21 protein-coding genes are annotated in these 22,208 nt (G+C 41.1%); 14 read left to right on the forward strand and 7 right to left on the reverse strand.

Features of this window, described 5'->3' with window-relative positions:
* A partial coding sequence (locus tag BLQ57_RS15495; protein ID WP_139162758.1) for a transposase occupies window positions 1–315 on the forward strand: 315 nt, incomplete at its 5' end.
* Between the two features lie 276 nt (window positions 316–591).
* On the opposite strand, the gene BLQ57_RS15500 is transcribed toward BLQ57_RS15495, so the two are convergent.
* The 4 genes from BLQ57_RS15500 to BLQ57_RS15515 all read right to left on the reverse strand — a co-directional run bounded on the left by BLQ57_RS15500 (window position 592) and on the right by BLQ57_RS15515 (window position 4,444).
* The gene (locus BLQ57_RS15500) at window positions 592–2,103 is read right to left on the reverse strand and encodes a DUF4301 family protein (RefSeq protein ID WP_087940471.1); all 1,512 of its coding nucleotides are present in this window, start codon (window positions 2,101–2,103) and stop codon (window positions 592–594) included.
* 81 nt (window positions 2,104–2,184) lie between these two features.
* Complete coding sequence (locus tag BLQ57_RS15505; protein WP_087940472.1) at window positions 2,185–3,057, reverse strand: 5-oxoprolinase subunit C family protein; 873 nt, start codon at window positions 3,055–3,057, stop codon at window positions 2,185–2,187.
* Window positions 3,054–3,746: a 5-oxoprolinase subunit PxpB gene (gene pxpB / locus BLQ57_RS15510; protein WP_087940473.1), complete on the reverse strand. Its 693-nt coding sequence runs from the start codon at window positions 3,744–3,746 to the stop codon at window positions 3,054–3,056. Before pxpB ends, BLQ57_RS15505 begins: the two co-directional genes overlap by 4 nt.
* The gene (locus BLQ57_RS15515) at window positions 3,734–4,444 is read right to left on the reverse strand and encodes a LamB/YcsF family protein (protein ID WP_169712777.1); all 711 of its coding nucleotides are present in this window, start codon (window positions 4,442–4,444) and stop codon (window positions 3,734–3,736) included. The genes pxpB and BLQ57_RS15515 overlap by 13 nt, the downstream gene beginning before the upstream one ends.
* Window positions 4,445–4,584: 140 nt before the next feature.
* Here BLQ57_RS15515 and BLQ57_RS15520 point away from each other — a divergent pair, with 140 nt between their 5' ends.
* Window positions 4,585–4,713 (forward strand): 30S ribosomal protein THX, encoded by a 129-nt coding sequence (locus tag BLQ57_RS15520; protein WP_087940475.1) that lies wholly within the window; start codon window positions 4,585–4,587, stop codon window positions 4,711–4,713.
* A 29-nt stretch (window positions 4,714–4,742) separates the two neighbouring features.
* On the opposite strand, the gene BLQ57_RS15525 is transcribed toward BLQ57_RS15520, so the two are convergent.
* Window positions 4,743–5,252, reverse strand: a complete 510-nt coding sequence (locus BLQ57_RS15525; RefSeq protein WP_087940476.1) for a YdeI/OmpD-associated family protein — start codon at window positions 5,250–5,252, stop codon at window positions 4,743–4,745.
* Window positions 5,253–5,327: 75 nt separating this feature from the next.
* Here BLQ57_RS15525 and BLQ57_RS15530 point away from each other — a divergent pair, with 75 nt between their 5' ends.
* Window positions 5,328–6,482 (forward strand): methionine aminotransferase, encoded by a 1,155-nt coding sequence (locus tag BLQ57_RS15530; RefSeq protein WP_087940477.1) that lies wholly within the window; start codon window positions 5,328–5,330, stop codon window positions 6,480–6,482.
* On the opposite strand, the gene BLQ57_RS15535 is transcribed toward BLQ57_RS15530, so the two are convergent.
* Window positions 6,483–7,409: a ThuA domain-containing protein gene (locus BLQ57_RS15535; protein ID WP_087940514.1), complete on the reverse strand. Its 927-nt coding sequence runs from the start codon at window positions 7,407–7,409 to the stop codon at window positions 6,483–6,485. It abuts the gene before it with no gap.
* A gap of 82 nt (window positions 7,410–7,491) precedes the next feature.
* Here BLQ57_RS15535 and BLQ57_RS15540 point away from each other — a divergent pair, with 82 nt between their 5' ends.
* The 3 genes from BLQ57_RS15540 (at window position 7,492) to BLQ57_RS15550 (ending at window position 10,981) form a co-directional block, all read left to right on the forward strand.
* Window positions 7,492–8,475, forward strand: coding sequence for a DUF6807 domain-containing protein (locus tag BLQ57_RS15540; protein WP_087940478.1), 984 nt, complete (start codon window positions 7,492–7,494; stop codon window positions 8,473–8,475).
* An 88-nt stretch (window positions 8,476–8,563) separates the two neighbouring features.
* A complete protein-coding gene (locus BLQ57_RS15545; protein WP_087940479.1) occupies window positions 8,564–9,970 on the forward strand; it encodes an NAD-dependent epimerase/dehydratase family protein in 1,407 nt (468 codons plus the stop codon).
* A gap of 60 nt (window positions 9,971–10,030) precedes the next feature.
* Window positions 10,031–10,981: an aldo/keto reductase gene (locus tag BLQ57_RS15550; protein ID WP_087940480.1), complete on the forward strand. Its 951-nt coding sequence runs from the start codon at window positions 10,031–10,033 to the stop codon at window positions 10,979–10,981.
* A 34-nt stretch (window positions 10,982–11,015) separates the two neighbouring features.
* Here the strand turns inward: BLQ57_RS15550 and BLQ57_RS15555 are convergent, their stop codons facing one another.
* Entirely contained in the window at window positions 11,016–11,636 is a 621-nt protein-coding gene (locus tag BLQ57_RS15555) for a beta/alpha barrel domain-containing protein (protein WP_087940481.1), read from the reverse strand.
* Window positions 11,637–11,761: 125 nt separating this feature from the next.
* Here BLQ57_RS15555 and BLQ57_RS15560 point away from each other — a divergent pair, with 125 nt between their 5' ends.
* The 8 genes from BLQ57_RS15560 to BLQ57_RS15595 all read left to right on the forward strand — a co-directional run bounded on the left by BLQ57_RS15560 (window position 11,762) and on the right by BLQ57_RS15595 (window position 22,192).
* On the forward strand, window positions 11,762–12,430 hold the full coding sequence (locus tag BLQ57_RS15560; RefSeq protein ID WP_139162759.1) for a hypothetical protein: 669 nt from the start codon (window positions 11,762–11,764) through the stop codon (window positions 12,428–12,430).
* 25 nt (window positions 12,431–12,455) lie between these two features.
* Window positions 12,456–14,087 (forward strand): S8 family serine peptidase, encoded by a 1,632-nt coding sequence (locus BLQ57_RS15565; RefSeq protein WP_240507845.1) that lies wholly within the window; start codon window positions 12,456–12,458, stop codon window positions 14,085–14,087.
* 53 nt (window positions 14,088–14,140) lie between these two features.
* A complete protein-coding gene (gene rpe, locus BLQ57_RS15570; protein ID WP_087940484.1) occupies window positions 14,141–14,791 on the forward strand; it encodes a ribulose-phosphate 3-epimerase in 651 nt (216 codons plus the stop codon).
* A 119-nt stretch (window positions 14,792–14,910) separates the two neighbouring features.
* Entirely contained in the window at window positions 14,911–15,444 is a 534-nt protein-coding gene (locus BLQ57_RS15575) for a hypothetical protein (protein WP_175444677.1), read from the forward strand.
* Between the two features lie 101 nt (window positions 15,445–15,545).
* Window positions 15,546–16,562: a hypothetical protein gene (locus tag BLQ57_RS15580; RefSeq protein WP_087940485.1), complete on the forward strand. Its 1,017-nt coding sequence runs from the start codon at window positions 15,546–15,548 to the stop codon at window positions 16,560–16,562.
* Window positions 16,563–16,657: 95 nt separating this feature from the next.
* On the forward strand, window positions 16,658–19,180 hold the full coding sequence (gene gyrA, locus BLQ57_RS15585) for a DNA gyrase subunit A (protein ID WP_087940486.1): 2,523 nt from the start codon (window positions 16,658–16,660) through the stop codon (window positions 19,178–19,180).
* A 27-nt stretch (window positions 19,181–19,207) separates the two neighbouring features.
* Window positions 19,208–20,413: a tetratricopeptide repeat protein gene (locus BLQ57_RS15590; RefSeq protein WP_087940487.1), complete on the forward strand. Its 1,206-nt coding sequence runs from the start codon at window positions 19,208–19,210 to the stop codon at window positions 20,411–20,413.
* Between the two features lie 168 nt (window positions 20,414–20,581).
* On the forward strand, window positions 20,582–22,192 hold the full coding sequence (locus BLQ57_RS15595; protein ID WP_087940488.1) for an NADP-dependent glyceraldehyde-3-phosphate dehydrogenase: 1,611 nt from the start codon (window positions 20,582–20,584) through the stop codon (window positions 22,190–22,192).
* Window positions 22,193–22,208: the final 16 nt, after the last annotated feature.

Genomic DNA, 22,208 nt, shown 5'->3' on the forward strand with positions numbered 1-22,208 from the left:
GCTTGGCAAGTTCGAGAGAACTTTAAAGACCTCTTTGGATCTTCCTCTTTGTTTGCAACTTCGTCCTTGCTCAAATGGATGACCAATGCCTACAGCAGAAAGATCGCTGAAATAGACAAAGTGGTAAATATGTTTAAAAGCCATCTAAATGGAGTTATAAATGCTTTGACAGAACGAATCTCAAATGCAATGGCTGAACGCCTAAATGGTAAAATTCAAGAACTTAAAACAGTGGGTAGAGGATACCGTACTTTTACAAACTTTAGAAGTGCTATACTATTCTTTAACGGTGGTTTAAACTTATATCCTCACTAACTTAAGGGTAGAACCTTTTTTAACGAGCAATTTTTAAGCAATTGCAAGATTTCTGGAGCCAAGGGGGTGTTTTTCATGCACGAAAAATCTCGATCTCGAGATTTTATTAGCTAGTCTCAGGTATACCATTTTCTTCCTTGGCCTTCGTTCGAAGTATATGCATATATCTTCAATCGGCCGCCTTGAAACTTGCATACCTGATACTTTTTCTGCAAGCCCTAAATTAGAAAGCTGAAGTAAGAAACCTTAAAATCTCAAACTCCAGCTTTCAACCCTTTACTGATGTTCGTCCCTGAGTAAATCGTTGACCGTTTTCACCGGATTGAATGTAATGAGTGGCACCTCTACAAATAGGGTATTCCAATCTGACATGGCACCATTCCATAAGCCTGGCAATTCTAAAGCTTTCAATTCTCTTCCACTTTTTGATTTTTCGGTGATGAAGCCGGTATCCATATCCCTGTACTGTATCAAGTCAAATTTCTCACCTTTATAATTCTTGGTGCCACAGACCAAATCTACGGGATTGAAGTGGGTAGCCGCCTGAAGGTGTCCTGTAGAAACGGGATCATTCATGTCGATTTGGGCTGTTTCTAAGATTTGTAGGGACTGGCTGCCGTCTTTCTCCAAGACCCAAAAGGGTCCACCACCAGGTTCGCCGGTATTTCGTACCATTCCACAAATTCTGATAGGGCGATTAAGTTTCTTTTTCAAAAATTTAGCCTGATCTACTTCTCGTTGTGCCTCGAAATCATCGGGAAGCCGGGCTCCAAGTTCTTGGGTGAATACCTTTTTAGATACATTTAAGGTATTGGTAGAAGTTTCCAGATCAAGTTTTTTAAGCGCGTCAAATACCTTTTCTTGAATCTCCAAAAGTACTCCGCCAATCGCTATTTTGTAATTTTTGGTTGTTTCTTTTAATCGATCAGGAACGACATTATCGATATTTTTGATAAAAATTAGATCGGCATCTATGTCATTCAAGTTTTCCAACAAGGCTCCATGACCGGCAGGTCTGAATAGAATGTCCCCATTTTCCTCCAAGAAAGGTTCGTTTTCCATTGTCACCGCTATGGTGTCGGTAGATTTCTTTTGCTGAGAATAGGTGACCTTAAAGGTTAGCCCACTATCGGCTTCAAGTTGAGGAAGGATGGCCGCAATTTCTTTTTTGAATTTCTCTTCGTGTTCGGGAGAAACCGTAAAATGAATCTGTACCGTTTTGTCTTTGCCCACGGCATACTGAGTGCCTTCGATGAGGTGTTCATGGGCGGGGGTGCGCTTGGAGTCGCCATAGCTGTGGAAGCGCAGTAGGCCCTTGGGAAGATTGCCATAGCCCAACCCATCATCTTGAAGTAAGGTTGCGATGATCTCTTTGTAATCCTTTCGGTCTATACAGTCGTCTATACTCGTACCTTTTTCCTTCAATGCTTGGTTTAGCTCAGGATAAAAAGCGAACTTTTCGATCTGATTGATGAATTTTTGGACAAAAGGGCTGGACGATAAATCCCCGTCTCCTTCGAGAAAACCGAACAAGTCCTTAAACATCCTGGATGCCGCGCCGGATGCGGGAACAAATTTTACCACTTCGATTTTTGAGGCTTTTTCGGGATAGGAGTGTAGGTGATTTTGGATCTCCTCATCACTCAATACCTTTATTCCATGATCGGGAGTCGCAGGTCCTGTTATTTTCAAAAAAGGAAAACCATTCTTAAAATTTTCAATTTGTTGGGAAACTTGCTCAGGATTCATGCCTTGAGCACTTATTTTCGCTTGTAGTCCGTTGTTCATCGCTTGATTTTTAGTGGTAAATTCCGAATATAATTCACCTGAGTTTCTATCTCAATAGTTCTTTGATTTTTTTACTGTTATTTAAAACTGTTGGAGTTTTAACCTGAAGAATGATCCTGCTGGTTTTTGAGCTAGAATAGAAAGATCTTCTTCGCAAATTTGAAGGATTCTCGGGTAGCCTCCTGTAACTTGGGCATCTTGCATCAGCAAAATCAGTTTACCACTTGGAGTCAGTTGTACTGTTCCAGGAAATACAGGTGCGGTAGAAATGGAGTTTAGTTCATTAGTAAATGGACTTTCCAACTGAATCCCCATCCTGTTTCTTATTTGAGTCACCTGAAACTTCATCGATAAAAGCTCTTTCTTTACGGCATCACTGAGTAAATTCCATTCCGGTCCGGGATAAGCATTTACGGATTCCTGCTTTTGATAGGCTCGTGAGAAATTGGGTTTGGCTTGTAGGTGAAACTGAGGAACTTCATGATTGGTAAAATACATGATTTGATCTCCTTTAGAAAACTGTGTTTTTGATGTGATTCCACGAAAAAAACTTCTGGATCCCAATTGTAATTCACTTTGAAAGCCATGCCTAATTCCAAGATACAATATGGCTCCTTGTTCAAACTTCCCGATTTCCAAATGACTACTTTCAGGAATTTCCAAAAGGCTTATTTCTGTTAATGGATTTCCGTTTAATTTCACTTGAGCTTTAGCTCCGGCAATGCAAATTAAGGTCGGCGAGGGAAAATTGAGCAGCAAACCGGGTTGCGATACCTCTAATACAGCCGCATTTTCAGGATTTCGGAGTATATGATTGACCCATAGAAAGGCCCGAATATCTGAAGGTGCAGAGGCCGGTATCCCCAGTTGACCCCATCCCTTTCTTCCCTGATCTACGACTTGTACACCGGGTGGCGTTTTTAGAATTTCTGCAAATGCCGGATCCCTTATCATATGGTCTCGATGGTTGAACGGACACTTGATTCGAACTCTGCCCTGGAAATGGGTTCAAATCTGAGTTGATCACCCATTTGAAAAGGAAACGGAATCTTTGAACTGAAGTCAAAAAGTGATACTGGCGTCCTCCCAATGACATGCCAGCCCCCGGGACTTGCCTGAGGGTAGATACCCGTCTGATCTCCTCCGATAGCTACCGACCCAGTAGGAATGTTGCGGTCAGGAATGGATTTTCGAGCTGTAGCCAATCGAGGATCGAGTCCTGACAAATATGGAAATCCGGGAAGAAAGCCGATAAAATGAATGCGATAGCTTGGTGAAGTATGAAGGTTAACTAGCTCTTCGACAGCTAGCCCTTTTGAATAAGCTAAAGCTTCTAGATCGAAGCCAAATTGGGGATCATAGCAAACGGGGATTTTCCATACCTGATTTGAAAGCGCTGATGGCTTTACTTTAATATTTTCCAAAAATCGATCGAGTCGCTCTTGGTCTTTTTGGGCTTTCCACAAAATAGAAACACTTCGATAGCCTGATCGGATGTCCTCTACAGCGGCATGAAACTCGATTTGAATGTTTTTGAGGTACTCGATTTTCAATGCCAACAACGCATCTGATATTTTAAAGTCCCAACTCAGTTCACTGATTCTGGGAGAGATATGCTTTATGACTGGTTTTAAGTCCACCATTTTTGTCTGATTTTTGGGAGAAAGGCCAATATGCCGGGATTATCTCCATGGAAACAAACCGTATTAGCAGAAAGCGATAGCTGGCTACCACTAGAACTAATTAAAAAGCCTTGCTCTATAAAGGGCTGAAGGTGTTTTTCTATCGAAGTGAAATCCGTTAACAGGGAATTTTCAGCAGCACGGGAAAGCAATTGATAATCATCCCTATAAACTCGATCACCAAAAATCTCCTTTCTGACGGGTACTTGCCTTTCTAGGGCTGATTTTTCTATTTCAGAATGCGGAGGAACAAACAGACAAATACCAGGATACGCTGTAGCGATAAAATCAGAGAGTTTTCCTGCCAATTCAGTATTTTTTGCGGCATCATTATACAAAGCTCCATGAAACTTGATATGATCCATAGGTAGTTCCAAACGCTCAGACACGGACAAATACAATTCTATTTGGCTTTGAATACTTTGGATGAGGTCTTTTGAATCGAGAGTAAGAGACTTCCGGCCAAAGTTTCTCGGATCTGGATAGGAGGGATGGGCTCCAGCTTTTTTGCCTTGAGCCTTGATTTTGATCAGCGTTTGCTCAATACTTTTCTGATCTCCAACATGACCTCCACAGGCCACACTTGCAGCATCGATAAAAGGAATGATGAGTTCTTCATTGGCGATTCCTTCGCCTAGGTCACAGTTGATTTCTAACAAAATGAATAGGAATTAATTCGATTAGTTCAAGGTACAAAAGAATTTGCTTGTGTGGAGTTTGAATGTATTGAAATTGGAATTTGACATGAATTTCGGCATTTTTTAATTTTGGGTATGTTTCACTAAAATCAATAATCTATATGGGAAAAGGAGACTTGAAAACCAAAAGAGGAAAGATTAACCGAGGAACTTTCGGTGCGAGCAGACCCAAAACAGAAGCCAACAAAAAGACCCGTCGTGAGCGTATGGGACAGGATAAAAATGATTGAAAGGAAAGGGGAGTTTCGGCTCCCTTTTTTTATAAATTATTGTAATGCTTTATTAACTCATTGAGCTGTTTGAAATCCAGATTTCCTTTCGATAATCTGAGATGATGCATGATGGCCAAAGATTTTTTCATTCTGCTTTCGGAGTTTTTGACTTTGACTACCAAGTGGATCAAACTTCGCTGCTTTCCGGGAGTCAATCCTTCAAAATAGCTTCTTCCGTCTTCATCTTGGTCCAAGAGGACTTGAAACTCTTCGGGAACCTCTTGACCAAACTCGCTTTCATCCTTTTCCAATTTAACTTGGACTACCGTTCCTAAATCCAATCCAAGGTTTTTTCTGTGCTCCTGATTTACCATCAGGTAATAATAGGCCTTGGCTTTAATCAGTGCCATATGAAATGGGCCTGTGGATTCCAGCCAAACCAAAACCCGAGAATTACCTTTTCTGATGTAGTTTTCAGCTATAGAATCGGGTACTGCAAGATGATATTGCCAGTGATTGAAATCAAATTTTTGGAGTTTAGCAGTAAAGGAATCCATTTCAGTTTTGATATTGCTTTATGAAGTTTCTATCTTCCGATTCAATCTTTTTCCTAAAATAGTATTTTCTGCCTAATGAATATCCGCTCAAAACTCCCAAATACCGGAACGACGATTTTTACAGTGATGTCAAAGATGGCCCAAGAATTTGAAGCCATCAATCTTTCCCAAGGGTTTCCGGGATTTGGAGCGGATCCTAATTTATTGAATTTGGTGGAAAAATATACTTCAGCGGGTTACAATCAATACGCTCCCATGAGTGGAATAGAGGCATTGAGGATGAATTTGGCCAAGAAGACGGCTCATTGTTATGGATATTTACCAGACTACGAGGATGAAGTTACGATCACTTCCGGTGCTACAGAGGCTTTGTTTGCGTCAATCTGCGCTGTCCTCAGACCAGGAGATGAGGCTTTGATTTTAGAGCCGGCTTATGACAGTTACGAAGCTGCAATTATCTTAAACGGTGGAGTTCCGATTCACATCCCTCTGAATAAAGAAGATTTTTCGGTGGATTGGGAGCGGGTAAAATCCTCCATTTCTTTCAAGACCAAGTTGATTGTAATCAATACGCCCCATAACCCGACTGGTTATGTCTGGAGCGAAAAGGATATGCAAAGTCTAAAGGAGATCATCCGGGATAGAAATATTTTTGTGGTCAGTGACGAGGTTTATGAACATATAATTTTTGACGGCAGAAAACACTTATCATTGATGGGGGATGAGGAATTAAGGGAGAAGTCTTTTGTTTGTGGTTCCTTCGGAAAGACTTTTCATGTCACTGGTTGGAAAGTAGGTTATTGTATTGCTCCCAAAGAATTGACAGTTGAATTCAGGAAAATTCATCAATTCTTGACATTCAGCACTGTAACGCCGATTCAATATGCCCTTGCAGAATACATGGAAAATCCCAAGCATTATTTGGCCATACCCACCTTTTATGAAAAGAAAAGAAATCTATTTTTAGAAGGTTTGAAAAAAACCGAATTGAAATTTAGTGCCACCCAAGGTAGCTTTTTCCAAACGGTCAGTTATGGTCACTTGTCCCAAAAAGGAGATAAACAATTGGCAGAAGACATGTGCAAAGAGCTGAAAGTTGCTTGTATCCCAGTTTCTTCATTTTACCATGATTCGACCGATAATCAATTCATTCGATTTTGCTTTGCCAAAGAAGAGCAAGAACTTGAGGAAGCGCTCCATCGACTTCTTCGTCTTGAGGAAATTCTTTGATCAGTTTCCAACGGGGGTTTCATCGCATTCTACATCACCTACCACATATTGCAATCCATCCAAATAAAACTGAAGTAAATCAGGGTTTTCAAAGCTTTGGGCATTGTGAGATGGCGAAGCATAAAGTACTTTTCCCTTGCCCTCTGATCTGATCCAAGCGACATAAGTTTTTTCTCTTGGGTCCCTTTGCCCATTGCGCTGCCTTTCTATCTCCGAATTCTTAAAATAGAGCAAAGGCTTAAAATCTCCAGTTTCATAGGCATTCTTATAAAAATAAGGCTCATCTGTATGGACAAACCCTTCCTTGGGAAAAGCCTGTACCAAAGGATGCTCGGGATCCTCTAAATACACACGGAATGATTGCTGCGGGGGATGATAGTCAAAGCTTCCGCCTACCAATCTTCCAAAATCATCCGAAGAGTTTAGTGTGGTAATTCCGCCATGAAGGACCATTAATCCTCCGCCATTGCTGACGTATTCCAAGAGATTTTTTTCCAGTTCTAAGGCTTTTTGCATCAGCAGGACCGAATCTCCTTTAGGCTGCTCCCGTAGCTTATCCCAAAAGAGATTGCGGTGCTCTGGTTTAGAACAGGTATTGTTAAGAATGACTGCGTCAAATTTTTGAAGGTTTTCTTTTTCAAATTCTTGAATGTTTGTACTGCCTGTCATTTGGAAAGCCCCACTCTTTTGACCGATGATTTTGAGCATTTCTTCAGTATGAGGAATCACCCAATGCTCAAAACCAGTATGAAGCGAAAAAATCAAGATGCGTTTAGTACCAGAATGCTTAAATTGGGGACTTTCGGGTGTTAGTTGAGCTATTTTTTCCCTCCAAGACTCATCCAAGGCAACTTCCTTAAGATCTTGCGCATAGGATTCAGAGAAATGAATTAAGAAAATGATTCCAAAAATCAGGTACTTTTTCATAAACTTGAATATTGTGTAAATTGATAAGGTTGGAGTTTTAAATTCCAAATCGTCACTCATACCCCAATAACCTGAAAATTTTATGTCTATCAAAAGAATATTGTTTGGAGTGTATTTTTTGGTTTTAATCTCTACCAATTCCTACTCACAAGACGTGTCACTGAAAGAAACGCCGCAGGGTTTTCAGTTTTTAATTGGCGATAATCCTGTTTTAACCTATCAATCGACAACTGCTGAGGTACCCCAAGGAGTGAATAAGGCCTTTGCGAAGTCTGGATTTATCCATCCTCTGATCAGCTTGGCTGGACAGGTTTTGACAAGTATTCAGCCGGAGGATCATTATCATCATTATGGTATTTGGGGACCGTGGACACGGGCCACCATCGAAGGAAGAGAAGTTGACTTCTGGAATATAGGAGATGAAAAGGGTAGGGTTGATTTTTCAGAGGTATTGGAAAAAGAAGAAGGTAATGACTTGGCTAGGATTGTAGTCAAGCAGATCCATCAGGATCTAACTGCTACCTCCGAGAACAAAAAAGTGGCTTTGGAGGAAATCCTTTCCGTAACAGTGACGGCTATTGACTCTTCCCGTTATCAAGTTGATTACTTGAGTAAGTTTTGGACTTTGGTTCCCAGTGGAATGACCCTAGATCAATACCGATACGGAGGAGGAATTTTTATTCGAGCTGTTTCTTCTTGGGGAGAGCGTAATAGCCAAGTGTTGACTTCTGAAATGAAATCCAGAGATGAAGCAGATGATACCCGCGCTCGATGGGTGATTTTGAGAGGAGAAAGCTCCTCCTCTTCTGGTCAAAGTGGGATTTTATTTTTAAGCCATTCCGATAATTGGGATCATCCTGAGCCTTTACGGGTTTGGCCATCATATACTTATGAGGGTCTAGGCAATGTTTTTTTGGGTTTTAGCCCCATCAAAGAGAAGGAATGGCGCCTTACTTTTGGTGAAAAGTATCAATTGGCCTACAGAATGATCATCTTTGACGGAGACATGAGTGCTGAGGAAGCGGATCAATTTTGGAATGACTTCGTTCACCAAAGAGGAAACTGAAGAGTTATTCTTTTCCAGTAGTGAGGCTCGGTTTAATTCTAAACAGGAGCTTTCTTTTGTCAGTTAATCTAACACAGACTTTATTTTTATGGAATCATCTACAGAAACTAGTGCCAATAAGAAGCTTACTGTCGCCATCGCGGGAGCAGGAGGATATGTGGGGCGCTGGTTTATTCATCATTTTAAGGAGAAATACAATATTGTCGGCCTAAGCCGGAAAAAGGTGAAGAAAAATCCGCATCCTGAAGTACAGTGGAGACAGGTGGAATTGTATTCGATAACAAGCACTGTGGAAGCACTTCGAGGTGTGGATGTGGCTATTTATTTAGTCCATTCCATGAATGCCTCTACCCGACTTAATCAGGGAAGTTTTGAAGATACCGACCTGCTTCTAGCTGATAATTTTAGCCGGGCTGCAGACTTGAATAAGGTTCAGCAGATTATTTATCTGGGAGGACTTTTACCCAAAGAACCTGAAGAAAAACTTTCCCGTCATCTGAGAAGTCGACTTGAAGTGGAGCAGTCTCTGGGCTCTCGCTCTGCAAAATTAACAGCATTAAGAGCTTCAATCATAGTTGGGCCGGGAGGCTCAAGTTTTGACATGATCAAAAATCTTGTTCAGCGACTTCCTGTCTTGATGTGTCCCAAGTGGACCGAATCAGAGACGCAGCCTATTTCCCTTAGAGATACCCTTACCATCATGGATACCTGTATAGGTAACCCCAATATGTATAAAAAGGCTGTAGAAATAGGAAGTCCTGAAGTGATGACTTACCGAGATATGCTGGAGCGTACGGCTAAAACGATGGGTAAAAAAAGACTGGTGTTTTCAGTTCCAGTTTTTTCCTTGGGCTTGAGTAAGTTCTGGGTGGGACTTTTTGGAGATAGTCCTCCACAGTTGGTTTCACCACTCGTCGAAAGTCTACGCCACACGCTGACTGTATCACCGGAATTATCATTCAAAGAGCGAGAAATTGATTATCTCAGCTATGAGGAATCTGTCAAAATCGCCCTTCACTCGGATGAAAATCCAAATTTGCCCACTTTCTATAAAAAGAAAGGGGTCAAAAATACCGTTAGGAGTATTCAGCGAATGCGTAACAATAGTGGGCATTCTGCGACCTGGGTGGCCAATCGATATAATATCTGGCTCCCAAGTTTTTTTAAGTTTCTCATTAATGGTAAGAGGACCGCTACAGGAGATATTGGCTTTCATCTTCTTTGGGGAAAGAAAGCTATGCTTCAATTGACCATGATCCCAGATAGGAGTGATGAGGAAAGACAGCTGTTTTATATCACAGGTGGCTGGCTGGTCAAGCGCTTTGATTATGGATGGTTGGAGTTCAGAGGAGTGCTAGATAATAAATATATTCTGTCGGCTATTCATGAGTTTGTACCGAGACTTCCATGGTATATTTATGTGACTACACAGGCAAGATTTCATGTTTGGGTGATGAATCGTTTCAAAAAATACCTCGAAAGCAAAGTAGATTGATTAACTTTTGGGAAAATCTATCAGGATACTAACCCAACTTTACCTTTTAAGCACATCAAAATGAAAACAGTAAAATTTGAAAACGGAGATTCCATGCCTATTGTAGGTTTGGGAACTTGGAAAAGTAAACCAGGAGAAGTAAGAAAAGCAGTTTATTGGGCCCTTGAGGCAGGCTATAGACATATCGATTGTGCTAAGATTTATCAAAATGAAAAAGAAGTAGGTCAGGGCTTGGCAGATGCCTTTGCCGATGGAATAGTGAAGCGAGCGGATGTATTTGTCACTTCCAAGCTTTGGAATGACTGTCATCGATATGAAGATGTGGGGCCGGCGTTGGATAATACTTTGAACGATCTACGATTGGATTATTTAGATCTTTATTTGGTTCATTGGCCTATATCTTTTAAGCATGGGATTGGTTTTGCATCTCACAGAGAAGAATTTTATACCTATCAAGATGTGCCTCTGACGCAAACTTGGCAGGCGATGCAGGAGCAAAAACTACTCGGAAAAGCCAAACATATCGGAGTCTCTAATTTTAATCAAACGAAACTCAAAGAGCTTTTTGCGATGGAAGGGCAGAAGCCTGAAATGAACCAAGTAGAAATGCATCCCTATTTGCCACAAGAAGAATTAGTGAAATTCTGCAAAAGTAACGGCATGCTGATGACGGCGTATTCCCCATTAGGTTCACCAGATTCGCGATCCGAAAAGCATCAAAATGACCCCAAGCTGCTTGAGGATCAAACTGTCAAAAAAATTGCCGAGAAACATCAGGCCTCGGTAGGGCAAGTTCTGATCGCTTGGTCTGTTTCTAGGGATATAGTGGTGATACCCAAATCGGTCAATCAAGGAAGAATTGTAGAGAACCTAAAAGCAAGTGAGTTAGTACTTGATCAAGAGGACCTTCAGCAGCTAAAAGACATTGGCATTTCGCATCGATTTGTAGATGGGAGCTTCTTTACAGGATCGCAAAGTCCTTATCAGCCCTCAGATCTTTGGGATAGTTGATAAAAAAAAAACCGCTCTGAAGAGCGGTTTTTTTTTAGTCTTCAATTTCCAAGGACTCCAGTATTTCTGCCAGTTCGTCAAAGTCCTTTAGTCCAGGTTTGATTTCTTCTCCTCCCTCTAAACTAATTCCTTTTAATTTCAATCTTTCAGGTAAAGAAATGAACTGTTCTGTAGTCAAAGATCCGCCTAGTAAGGTAGGCACTTGCGAAGCAATGTTTTGAATGGCGGTCACTTCCTTCTCCGATAAAGATTCTTTTTCCGAAAAAAGATGGACCACCACTTCATGATTTTTAATTTCATGGACTAGTGAAGCCTCTATATGGGACAGCTCATCTAGTCGGATCTTCAAGATTCCCTTATAGCCTTTTTCGACCAATTCAATAAGAGTGGCTACATCAGCATGCTCTACCCATTCCAAGCCTTCGTAGGATTTGATCGTTTCGATGATCTCTTCAGTATTCAGGCTACTAAATTCCCCGAGAAACTCAGGCCCCGAAACCCATCCTGTGATCTCGGAGTAGACAGTAGGATCAACATATTTAGCTGAGGTTTTATCTAAATTAAAGCCTAATACATCCACTTGCATACCTGCACAATACCTAGCATCACTGAGGTTGGTGATTCCGCTTACCTTTACAAAAGTCTTGAGAGCCATAATGTATAATTTGGCGCAAATGTAAAAACTACTGCCTGCTATGCCATAAAAAAATGAAAATAACCCTACTAATTCTTTCTGGTTTTCTCATGAAATCCTTCTATTTTTAAAAACGATTATTGCTTATGAGACGATTTAAACTCTCCATTAGTTGTTTTTTCCTGCTCTTGATGGCCTGTGAGCGTGAAGTGGAATTGCCTGCTTTGGAAATTGATTATGCATTTCAGCCTTTCAACATAGGTGACACCTGGACTTACGCTGTGGAAGAGACGATTTATTTTGGGGAAAATGACTCTGAAGACGCTAGCTATTACTTGCAGGACAGAATGCGGACTTTATATGTAAATGATGCAAAAGAGCAAGTATTTGTGGTGGCTAGGTATCGCTCGGATGACCTCAATAACTGGGTTTTTCAATCTGAATTCACCCTTTTGATCCGTGAGAGAAGCCTTATTCGAAATTTAAACAATCAACCCGAGGTAGCCTTAATATTCCCCATCATTGATGGTAAAACTTGGGATGGAAATAGCTATAGAAATGCTCCTGTGGACGAGTACATGCTTGAGATCTTGTCCCCATCAGAGGTGGATGGGCAAGTGAAAATCTGGCAAGAAGATAGCGATGATGAAATTACTTTTAGAGATATCCGATACGATATTTTCCAAAAGGGAGTAGGGCTTGTAGAAAAGTATTCAGAAGTGCTTACCTATTGCTCAAGAAATGACTGTCTAGGTGAACAATTAATTGACTCTGGGAGTAAAATACATATGGAATTGGTATCCTATGAACAGTAGTAAGTTTTTATCCTTTTTTTTTCTTTTGAATTTAATTTTAGGCTCAGCAGCTTATGCACAAGATCGCTATGCTGTTTTCTATCAATACAAGCCTCAAGAAAACTTTTCTTTGGATAATCCTTCCGATTTTCTGACGCAAAGAGCATTGGATAGGAGAATCCGCGAGTCGGTGGCTGTAGACAGTACTGATTTGCCAGTTTCCCCACGCTACATCAATGAACTTCGAGTTCTATCAACAGACCTTTTATATCACAGCAAATGGCTCAATGCCAGCTTGGCTGTGTTGAGTACAGAGCAACTTGAACAGGTTTCTCAGCTTCCCTTTGTCGAAAGGTTAGAGTTGGTAGCTTATGGATACAATCCACCCCCCATTAATGAGCGAAGCAGCCTACTGAATTTTGTTTCAAAATTTGCCTTCAACCTAGAAAACAGAAAAACGGCAAGGATGCTGAAGTCAATGGATTTGCCCTCTGATTTCCAAAATCAATTGCTTGGAATAGATCGAATGCATGAGGAAGGTTTCAAAGGTAGCGGTATTACTATTGCGGTTTTTGATGCGGGCTATCCCGGAGTGAATACCGGTTCAGCTATGGCGCATTTGCTTGAAAATAACTCGATCGTAGGCGCTATCGACTTGGTTAGACCTTGGAACGATAATGTATTTTTGGATAATCAGCACGGCACCAATGTCTTGTCAGTGATTGCTAGCAATGACGCAGAAAAGTTTATCGCCGGAGCTCCCGATGCCAATTACATTTTGGCTATTACTGAGGAAGTAGCCACCGAATACCGAGTGGAGGAGTTTAATTGGCTGAGGGCGGCAGAGTATGCGGATTCATTAGGAGTGGACATCATCAATAGCTCCCTGGGCTACAATAATTTCTTCGACGATCCCGCGATGAATTATACTGCAGAGCAAATAGATGGGCAAACGGCTATTGTAACACAAGCAGCAAATTTTGCAGCAAAGCGGGGAATATTGGTAGTCGCTAGCGCAGGTAATGAAGGGCCGGGTGAGCGATCAATCTCTCCTCCAGCTGACTCACCCTTGGCTTTATCCATAGGAGCAGTCAACCAAAATCTGGAGGTTTCCCCATTTAGTTCGAAAGGCCCTACCGCTGATGGTCGTATCAAGCCTGATTTGGTTGCTTTTGGAAGTGGAACAGCTATCATTCGGTCCAATGACAATGTGGGTTTTGCCAGTGGTACTTCCTTCTCGGCACCGCAGATTACTGCCTTGGCTGCGGGACTTTGGGAGGCAAGACCAGAGTGGACTAGAGCTGAATTGGTTGAAAATTTACTAAGGTCTGCCACAAATGCCGAGGATCCTAATTCGATAATTGGCTTTGGAATCCCCAATTTTTGGGATGCTTACTATGGGGAGATATTATCGATTGAGGATAAAGAGGAAAATATTTGGAAGATTTACCCCAATCCGCTTCAGGGAAATGAGCTATTGATTGAGTACGGTTCGGGGCTTTCCTATCGATTTGAATTATTGGATATGAGTGGTAAATCTCTTCTTGATTTCGCCATTTTAAGGGAAAAGACAGATGAACCCTTTCGGATTGATATGACGGGAATTCTTCCTGGAGTGTATCTCGTCCAAATTCAGGATGCGAAAACGGTCAAAAGAACGAAACTTTTTAGATATTAACATTTTGGCTATGGGGCAAATTTTATTTGTTTTGCAGCTTAATTATTCTCCCTATGCCAGCGAAAATTGCTCCCTCTATTCTTGCTTCTGATTTTGCCAATTTGCAAAAAGAAGTAGAAATGCTCAACGAATCTCAAGCAGATTACATTCATGTGGATATCATGGATGGAGTCTTCGTTCCTAATATTTCTTTCGGAATTCCAGTGACCGAAGCCATAGCCAAGCATGCCAAAAAGCCTTTGGATGTGCATTTAATGATCGTGGACCCAGATCGCTATCTGGAAGCATTCCGAAATGCAGGGGCAGAAATTATTTCCGTTCACTATGAGGCTTGTACTCATCTTCACCGAACGTTGCAAGGAATCAAGCAATTGGGAGCTCAGGCAGGCGTTGCAATTAATCCCCACACTTCTGTTGATCTATTAGAAGATGTGATTCAGGATATAGATTTGGTATGTGTGATGTCTGTCAATCCAGGATTTGGTGGGCAGAAATTTATTGAAAACACCTATCAAAAGGTAGAAAGGCTTAAGAAATTGATTGTGTCCAAAGGAGCAAAAACCCAAATCGAAATTGATGGAGGAGTGAATCTGCAAAATGCCCCTAAACTGATAGAGGCAGGTGCAGATGTTTTGGTAGCTGGTAGTTTTGTTTTTAGTTCAAAAAATCCAATTCTCACTATTGAAGGATTGAAAAACCTTTAATTTGAGTCTAAGCCATTACCATTTATCCTAAAAATTCTTAATTCTCAGTTTTATCCTTGATTTTTTGAGGCTTGGCTAGTTTATTGCAATCTTAGAAAAAACTAAACTCACGATTGATTATGAAAAAAGTATTACTATTTGGAGCGTTTTTCGCTTTTTTTGGAATGAATGCCTTTGCACAAGAAGAAGCTGCTGAGCCTGTCACTGATGAAGATTTGACGCAATATGCAACAGTGGAGGTAATGACTTCTCTATATGTTGAAGATAAAACTGAAGAGCTTAGAAACATGATCCTCAATAATGATGTGATCGATGGTGGTGCTCGATACAATGAAATCAAAGCAGCTTGGGGAGATGATGCCAAAATGGCGGAAGCAGAGGTAACTGAAGAAGAGAAAGCAGCCTATCAAGTGATTTTGGATTTTCAGAATTCTCTTCAACAAAGTGTAGTGGATTATAAAACTGGCTTGATTACTGAAAGCGATGTGATCACAGTATCTGTTTACAACAAAGTTTTGGCGGCGGTTAAAGATGATCCATCAGTAAAAGAAAAGTTGGACTCGATGATTTTATCAATTAAAGAAGAAAAAGATGCTGAGCGTGCTGCCGCAAAAGAAGACGGTGATGCTGAAGCAGCTGAGGACGGAAAATAAATTTTACGATTCCTTTTCGCGATTGAATCGAAAGCCTTCCCAAAAGGGAGGCTTTTTTTTATACTTTTACACTGGAACGAAACTTGATACGTTTTCAAACTATGAAAAAATCTATCTTCATTTTCAGCGGAATTTTCTTTTTGATCAGTACGGGGCTTTTTGCTCAAGATGATGATATTTTTGGGATTACAACCAAGGCTAAAAACCCGAAAAGTGAATCAGCTGTGGGTAATATTTTTAGGAACGTATTGGAGCAATTTGCCTTAGAAATATCTACGGGAGCTGCCTATCATCAGTTTGGCACAAGTTTCTATTCAGAAACCCCCAACCTTTACTTTTTGGAACAGTTTCAAAATTTCGACGAGCCTCTGGATATCTCAGAGGAAAACCCACTGGAAATGAAAAGTCAGGACTGGACCTTTCCTATTTTCAATGCAGGTCTCCGAATCAATGTTTTCAATATCATTACCATAGGTGGTGGATATGGGCAGGAGTGGGGTAACCTGAGCCCGATGAGAGGACAGAATTGGGAAATTCCCTTTGAGGGGAGTAGCTATCAGGCTAGCAAGCTTTATGGTACAGTGGGATTGATCCTTTGGGATGCCCGTAAGCGTGCCAAGTATTTACAATGGAGGTATAGAAGCTATGCCTCGGCAAACCTCTATATGCAGTCCGAATTGCGTCAGCGGGTAAGGCAAGTGTATCCTTGGCGAGTGATTTTCGAGGGTGAATTTGGTCAGCTGAACTTAAAAAATGCCTACGATCCCTCATTAGCTGCCAATGGATCTTATACCCCACGCTTGGCGGTAGCAGATCAGCCGTACTATGGTTTGAGCCTTCGCGTGGAAAGAGATTTTTCAGAATATGCGAAATTTTTCTTAAAGGGGGGTGCTGAATTCCGAAGCTTTACTTACGCTTCCTCAGACTATTCCGAATCCCAAAACCTTGATCAGCAGCTATATGCCCTTCAGCTTGGGCTATCCGTTCGGATACCAGGGACAAAACGATGCAAAATTGCTGGCTGTGGGGTGGTGATGAAACACATGCATAATGGTATAGAATATCGAGGTAGCGGTATTTTCAATTTACAGAACCGAAAAATCGGCCAATGGTATTAATCTACCAAAAGCTATTTTAACAATCATATTCTCTTTTCAAAAGCACCTCCTTTTTACTATCTTGCGGCCTTATCATACCCTGTGAATAGCATATTATGGCTCAAGGAGAACACGAGAACATTATACCCATTAACATTACTGAGGAAATGCGCGGTGCTTACATCGATTATTCGATGTCGGTTATTGTTTCAAGAGCGCTTCCTGATGTCCGAGATGGACTGAAACCCGTTCACCGAAGAATTCTCTTCGGAATGCAAGAGCTGGGTGTTTTGCACAACAAATCGTACAAAAAATCGGCGAGAATTGTCGGTGAAGTATTAGGTAAGTATCACCCCCACGGAGATTCGGCAGTGTACGAAACCATGGTTCGTATGGCTCAACCTTGGTCTCTTCGCTACCCTTTGGTAGACGGTCAAGGTAACTTTGGCTCTGTAGATGGAGACAATGCCGCAGCGATGCGATATACTGAGGCTAGACTAAGACGAATCGCAGAGGAATTACTGATAGATATCAATAAGGAAACGGTTGATTTTCAATTCAACTTTGATGATTCCTTGAAAGAACCTGTAGTCTTACCAGCTAAGGTTCCTGCTTTGCTTCTCAATGGTGCATCAGGTATTGCCGTTGGTATGGCTACCAATATGGCCCCACACAATCTAGGAGAAGTCATAGACGGTATCACAGCTTACATTGATAATAGAGATATTACCATTCCAGAATTGATGGAGCATATTGTTGCCCCTGATTTTCCTACAGGTGGAATCATATACGGATACAATGGAGTGAAAGCTGCCTTTGAAACAGGTAGAGGTAGAATTGTGGTCCGAGGAAAGGCCAATGTAGAGACCAAAGAAAATGGAAATAAGGAGATGATTATCATCACTGAGATTCCATATATGGTCAACAAAGCAAATATGGTGGAAAAAACCGCTGCTTTGATCAATGAAAAGAAGATAGACGGGATTTCAGCGATTCGTGATGAATCCGATCGATCAGGAATGCGAATTGTCTATGAATTGAAGCGAGATGCCATTTCTAATGTAGTATTAAATAATCTATACAAGCATACTCAGCTTCAGACTTCATTTTCAGTAAATAATGTGGCTCTCGTAAAAGGGAGACCGCAAACTTTAAATCTCAAAGATCTTATCGTTCACTATGTCAATCACCGACATGAGGTAGTGGTCAGAAGAACTGAATACGAACTTAGAGAAGCGGAGAAGCGAGCACATATTCTAGAGGGTTACTTAATTGCTTTGGATCACTTGGATGAAGTGATTGCCTTGATTAGGAACTCTGCTGACCCTGAAACTGCGAGAAATGGTTTGATCGAGCGCTTTGAATTGAGTGAGATTCAGGCAAGAGCTATCTTGGACATGAGATTGCAGCGATTGACTGGAATGGAGAGGGATAAAATCCTCCAGGAATACAAAGAAATAATGGCACTAATCGAAGAGTTGAAAGAGATTCTTGCCAATGAAGACAAGCGGATGGAAATCATCAAAACGGAACTTCAAGAAATGAAGGACCGTTATGCAGATGATCGTCGAACTGAAATCGAGCATAATGCAGAGGATTTTAGCTACGAGGATATGATTCCAAATGAGGAAGTAATTATCACTGTCTCGCATCAAGGTTATGTCAAGCGTACCGCCCTCACTGAGTATAAAACTCAAGGTAGAGGTGGAGTAGGTTCTCGAGGTGTGAGTACCAAAGAGGATGATTTTACGGAGTATTTATTTACGGCTTCTACTCACAATTACTTATTGATCTTCACCGATAAAGGGAAACTTTTCTGGCTGAAGACCTATGCTATTCCTGAAGGGGGAAAAACATCAAAAGGAAGGCCAATCCAAAACTTGATTAATATCCAAGCCGATGATAAGATCCGATCCATCATTCAGGTGGATGATCTCAATGATTTGGATTATGTTAATAATCACTTCCTGATCATGGTGACGAAGCGTGGTATTATCAAGAAGACTACTTTGGAACAATATAGCCGACCTCGATCAAACGGTATCATTGCGCTGAATATCCGTGAGGATGATCAGCTGGTCAATGTGGATATGACCAATGGTAGTCAGCACATAGTCATCGCTGCAAAATCTGGACGAGCTATTCATTTCCCAGAATCTGCTGTAAGGCCAATGGGAAGAACTGCCACTGGTGTAAAAGCGATAACCTTAACAGATGTTAATGACTATGTAATTGGCATGGTATGTGCCTCAGAGGAAAATGCAACCCTACTAGTAGTGTCCGAGAAAGGATACGGAAAACGCTCCAGCCTCGATGAATACAGAATCACCAATCGTGGGGGTAAAGGAGTTAAAGCCATGAATACCACCGAAAAGACAGGCTACTTAGTGGCTATCAAAGAAGTGGTAGACTCTGATGATCTGATGATCATAAATAAGTCTGGAATTACGATCAGGATTTCTGTGAATGCACTTCGAATAATGGGAAGGGCAACTCAAGGAGTAAGATTGATTAAAGTCGGAGAAGGAGATGAGATTTCTTCCGTTGAAAAAATTTCTGCCGAAGAAGTAGAAGAAAATTCAGATTCTTCGGAAATTGCAGATAATTCTTCTGAGGAATCTGAAGAAAATAAGGATTAACCAAACAATAAAACATAAACGCAAATAATGAAGAAGCTAATTCTATCGATAGCTTTGGTCGGAATCACGGCCTTTGCTTTTGGACAAAAGAAAGTAGTGCGTTCTGCTAGCAAAAACTTCAAATCTGGAGATATCGAGGCAGCGCTTACTGATATTAATGCCGCTATTCAGGACCCGGAAACAGGCTCTGATCCAGAGACTTATCTACTGAAGGCTCAGATTGAACTGAAAAAATTCGGTTCTGATTCATCCAACACCATGGAAAATCTTGCTGTAGGTGAAGCTGCTTTGGAAACTTTCTTTAAGACTTTCGAAATGGCAGGTTCCGATAAGGAGAATGGTTTAGGCGAGGATATTTATGAAGAAGATCTTCCTGGTGTACCAGATAATCTTCGTCCCTATTCCATACTTACCTTGAAAAATACGGCTTTTGATAAGGCTATCATACAGTACAATGAGGAAGATTATGAAATGGCTTATGAGTTTTTCAACTTAGCGGGAGAAATCGACAAGTCTGATTCTACTATCCATTACAATGCAGGTTTCCTTGCCAATGACCTGGGGAGATACGACGATGCCAAAAAGCATTTCACTTATCTATTTGACATTCCAGAGTACAATAAGCTGAATGCTTACTACTTCATGGTGCAGATTCTAAGTACAGAAGAAGACCCTGAAGGTGCTTATGAAATCATTCAGCAAGCCAAAGAAGAGTACCCAAGTGATAAAGTACTTGCTGAATATGAAATTCAGTTGCTGCTGCAATTGAACAAAATGGATGAGGCAATGGCTCAAATCAAAGAGGCATTGAAAAACGATCCCGAAAACACTGCGATTCTTTTGAGATCAGGATATTTGAAAGAGCAGTCAGGTGATATTGAAGGAGCTTTGGCAGATTATCAGAAGTCAGTAGAAATCGACCCTGATTTCTACGAAGGAAATTATTATTCTGGAGCTTTGATGCTGGAAATTTCCAGAGGTATTCTTGCAGAATTAAACGGACTTTCTGACGAAGAGTGGGAAGCTAGATCCGAAGAAATGGGTAATAAGGCTAATCAGTATTACGAAGATGCTGTTCCGTATTTCGAAAAGTCTCTAGAAATTCGTCCTGATGATACAGACATCATGGGTATCTTATTCCAAATTCATACTCGTCTTCAAAATGAAGCAGAGGCTGAGAAATACAATCAAAAGCTGATTGAGCTTCTCGGACCAAACTGGATGGAAGGATAATTTAAACCAATCAAAAAAAAATGAAGGTTGTCTCTGTTGAGGCAACCTTTTTTTGTGCTTTAAATCACAGAAGACAATAACATTTTTTGAGTTATTGGTTTTATTCTATTTAATAGGCAACTTTATTTATTCAAACCTATTATTCTTTTAATTTTCAACCCCTATTGTATGAAGGAATTACAATTCCCAAAAGAAGATCAAATACCGGAGTCCTTTCGGTTGATCGAACCCATTCGTCAAAACACCTACCTTTCCAACGGACTGATGAAGGTATGGAAAGGTAAGTCCCATGATGTTTTTTCTCCAGTATGCTTAGAGAAAAAAACAGGCCCTACTCGGGTACTAGTGGGTTCTTACCCTGTCTGTGGCGAAAAGGAAGCGCTGGAAGCACTGGATGCCGCCGAAAATGCCTACGATAACGGACGAGGTGAATGGCCTACTATGTCAGTGGCCGATAGGATCAAATGCATTGAGAAATTTACTCAGCGGATGATCGAAAAGAGAGAAGAAGTGGCGAAGCTGATCCTTTGGGAGATTGGGAAGTCCTATACCGATTCCTTGAAGGAATTCGACCGTACTGTAGAATACATTTATGCGACGGTTGATGCATTGAAAGATCTGGATAGGCAATCCTCCGGTTTTCAGATAGTAGATGGGATTGCAGCACAAATCAGAAGATCACCGCTGGGTGTGGTCTTATGTATGGGGCCATTTAATTACCCTCTTAACGAGACCTATACTACTTTAATTCCTGCTTTGATCATGGGGAATACGGTGCTTTTCAAACCACCAAAGCATGGCTCCCTGTTACATTTTCCACTATTGGAAGCCTTTGCAGAATGCTTTCCAAAGGGAGTAGTCAATTCTGTTTATGGTAGGGGAGCGGATATTATTCCTCCCTTGATGAAGTCAGGTAGGATCAATGTACTGACCCTGATTGGTTCTAGTAAGGTGGCGGATCAATTGAAAAAATTACATCCCAAAGTCAATCGATTGAGGGCTATATTGGGTTTAGATGCCAAAAATGCGGCTATTGTGACAGCCAATGCAGATTTGGATCAAGCGGTGAAAGAATGCATCACAGGCGCCTTGTCCTTCAATGGTCAACGCTGTACCGCTCTTAAAATTATTTTTGTTCACAAGTCAGTAGTAGATGAATTCAATCAGAAGCTGGTAGCAGCCATTGGAAAACTGAAGGTGGGAATGCCTTGGGAAGACGGTGTTAATATCACCCCACTTCCCGAACCTCAAAAACCCATTTATCTTCAAGACTGTCTGAAAGATGCACTAAAACACGGGGCCAAGGTGCTTAATGAAAATGGGGGAGAAGTCAATGAATCTTTTGTCTATCCTGCGGTAATTTACCCCGTGACCGAAAAAATGAAATTGTATCGAGAGGAGCAATTCGGTCCGATTATTCCGGTGTTGCCCTTTTTGAGGATAGAGGAACCAATAGACTATCTTATCGATTCGCCGCATGGACAGCAAGTAAGCTTGTTTAGCAGTGACTCTGAGGAATTGGCAAAATTGATCGATCCCCTGGTCAATCAAGTAAGTAGGGTCAATATCAACTCCCAATGTCAGAGAGGACCTGATGTCTTTCCGTTTACAGGTAGAAAAGACAGTGCAGAAGGTACCCTCTCCGTCTCTGATGCTTTGAGATCTTTCAGTATTCGATCACTTGTAGCGGCAAAGCTTACCGAAGAAAATAAGCACCTTTTGAATGAAATTATCACAGACCAAGAATCAAACTTTTTGAGTACAAAATTTATTTTCTAAACAATAGGGCCGGGTG

This window comes from Algoriphagus faecimaris (genome assembly GCF_900101705.1).
GTDB classification, from domain to species: Bacteria; Bacteroidota; Bacteroidia; order Cytophagales; family Cyclobacteriaceae; genus Algoriphagus; species Algoriphagus faecimaris.

What these genes read in the sequence shown, in the direction of transcription:
- BLQ57_RS15500 (WP_087940471.1), bottom strand. Translation starts at nt 2,103, where the DNA reads ATGAACAACGGACTACAAGCGAAAATAAGTGCTCAAGGCATGAATCCT.
- BLQ57_RS15505 (WP_087940472.1), bottom strand. Translation starts at nt 3,057, where the DNA reads ATGATAAGGGATCCGGCATTTGCAGAAATTCTAAAAACGCCACCCGGT.
- pxpB (WP_087940473.1), bottom strand. Translation starts at nt 3,746, where the DNA reads ATGGTGGACTTAAAACCAGTCATAAAGCATATCTCTCCCAGAATCAGT.
- BLQ57_RS15520 (WP_087940475.1), top strand. Translation starts at nt 4,585, where the DNA reads ATGGGAAAAGGAGACTTGAAAACCAAAAGAGGAAAGATTAACCGAGGA.
- BLQ57_RS15525 (WP_087940476.1), bottom strand. Translation starts at nt 5,252, where the DNA reads ATGGATTCCTTTACTGCTAAACTCCAAAAATTTGATTTCAATCACTGG.
- BLQ57_RS15530 (WP_087940477.1), top strand. Translation starts at nt 5,328, where the DNA reads ATGAATATCCGCTCAAAACTCCCAAATACCGGAACGACGATTTTTACA.
- BLQ57_RS15535 (WP_087940514.1), bottom strand. Translation starts at nt 7,409, where the DNA reads ATGAAAAAGTACCTGATTTTTGGAATCATTTTCTTAATTCATTTCTCT.
- BLQ57_RS15540 (WP_087940478.1), top strand. Translation starts at nt 7,492, where the DNA reads ATGTCTATCAAAAGAATATTGTTTGGAGTGTATTTTTTGGTTTTAATC.
- BLQ57_RS15545 (WP_087940479.1), top strand. Translation starts at nt 8,564, where the DNA reads ATGGAATCATCTACAGAAACTAGTGCCAATAAGAAGCTTACTGTCGCC.
- BLQ57_RS15550 (WP_087940480.1), top strand. Translation starts at nt 10,031, where the DNA reads ATGAAAACAGTAAAATTTGAAAACGGAGATTCCATGCCTATTGTAGGT.
- BLQ57_RS15555 (WP_087940481.1), bottom strand. Translation starts at nt 11,636, where the DNA reads ATGGCTCTCAAGACTTTTGTAAAGGTAAGCGGAATCACCAACCTCAGT.
- BLQ57_RS15560 (WP_139162759.1), top strand. Translation starts at nt 11,762, where the DNA reads ATGAGACGATTTAAACTCTCCATTAGTTGTTTTTTCCTGCTCTTGATG.
- rpe (WP_087940484.1), top strand. Translation starts at nt 14,141, where the DNA reads ATGCCAGCGAAAATTGCTCCCTCTATTCTTGCTTCTGATTTTGCCAAT.
- BLQ57_RS15575 (WP_175444677.1), top strand. Translation starts at nt 14,911, where the DNA reads ATGAAAAAAGTATTACTATTTGGAGCGTTTTTCGCTTTTTTTGGAATG.
- BLQ57_RS15580 (WP_087940485.1), top strand. Translation starts at nt 15,546, where the DNA reads ATGAAAAAATCTATCTTCATTTTCAGCGGAATTTTCTTTTTGATCAGT.
- gyrA (WP_087940486.1), top strand. Translation starts at nt 16,658, where the DNA reads ATGGCTCAAGGAGAACACGAGAACATTATACCCATTAACATTACTGAG.
- BLQ57_RS15590 (WP_087940487.1), top strand. Translation starts at nt 19,208, where the DNA reads ATGAAGAAGCTAATTCTATCGATAGCTTTGGTCGGAATCACGGCCTTT.
- BLQ57_RS15595 (WP_087940488.1), top strand. Translation starts at nt 20,582, where the DNA reads ATGAAGGAATTACAATTCCCAAAAGAAGATCAAATACCGGAGTCCTTT.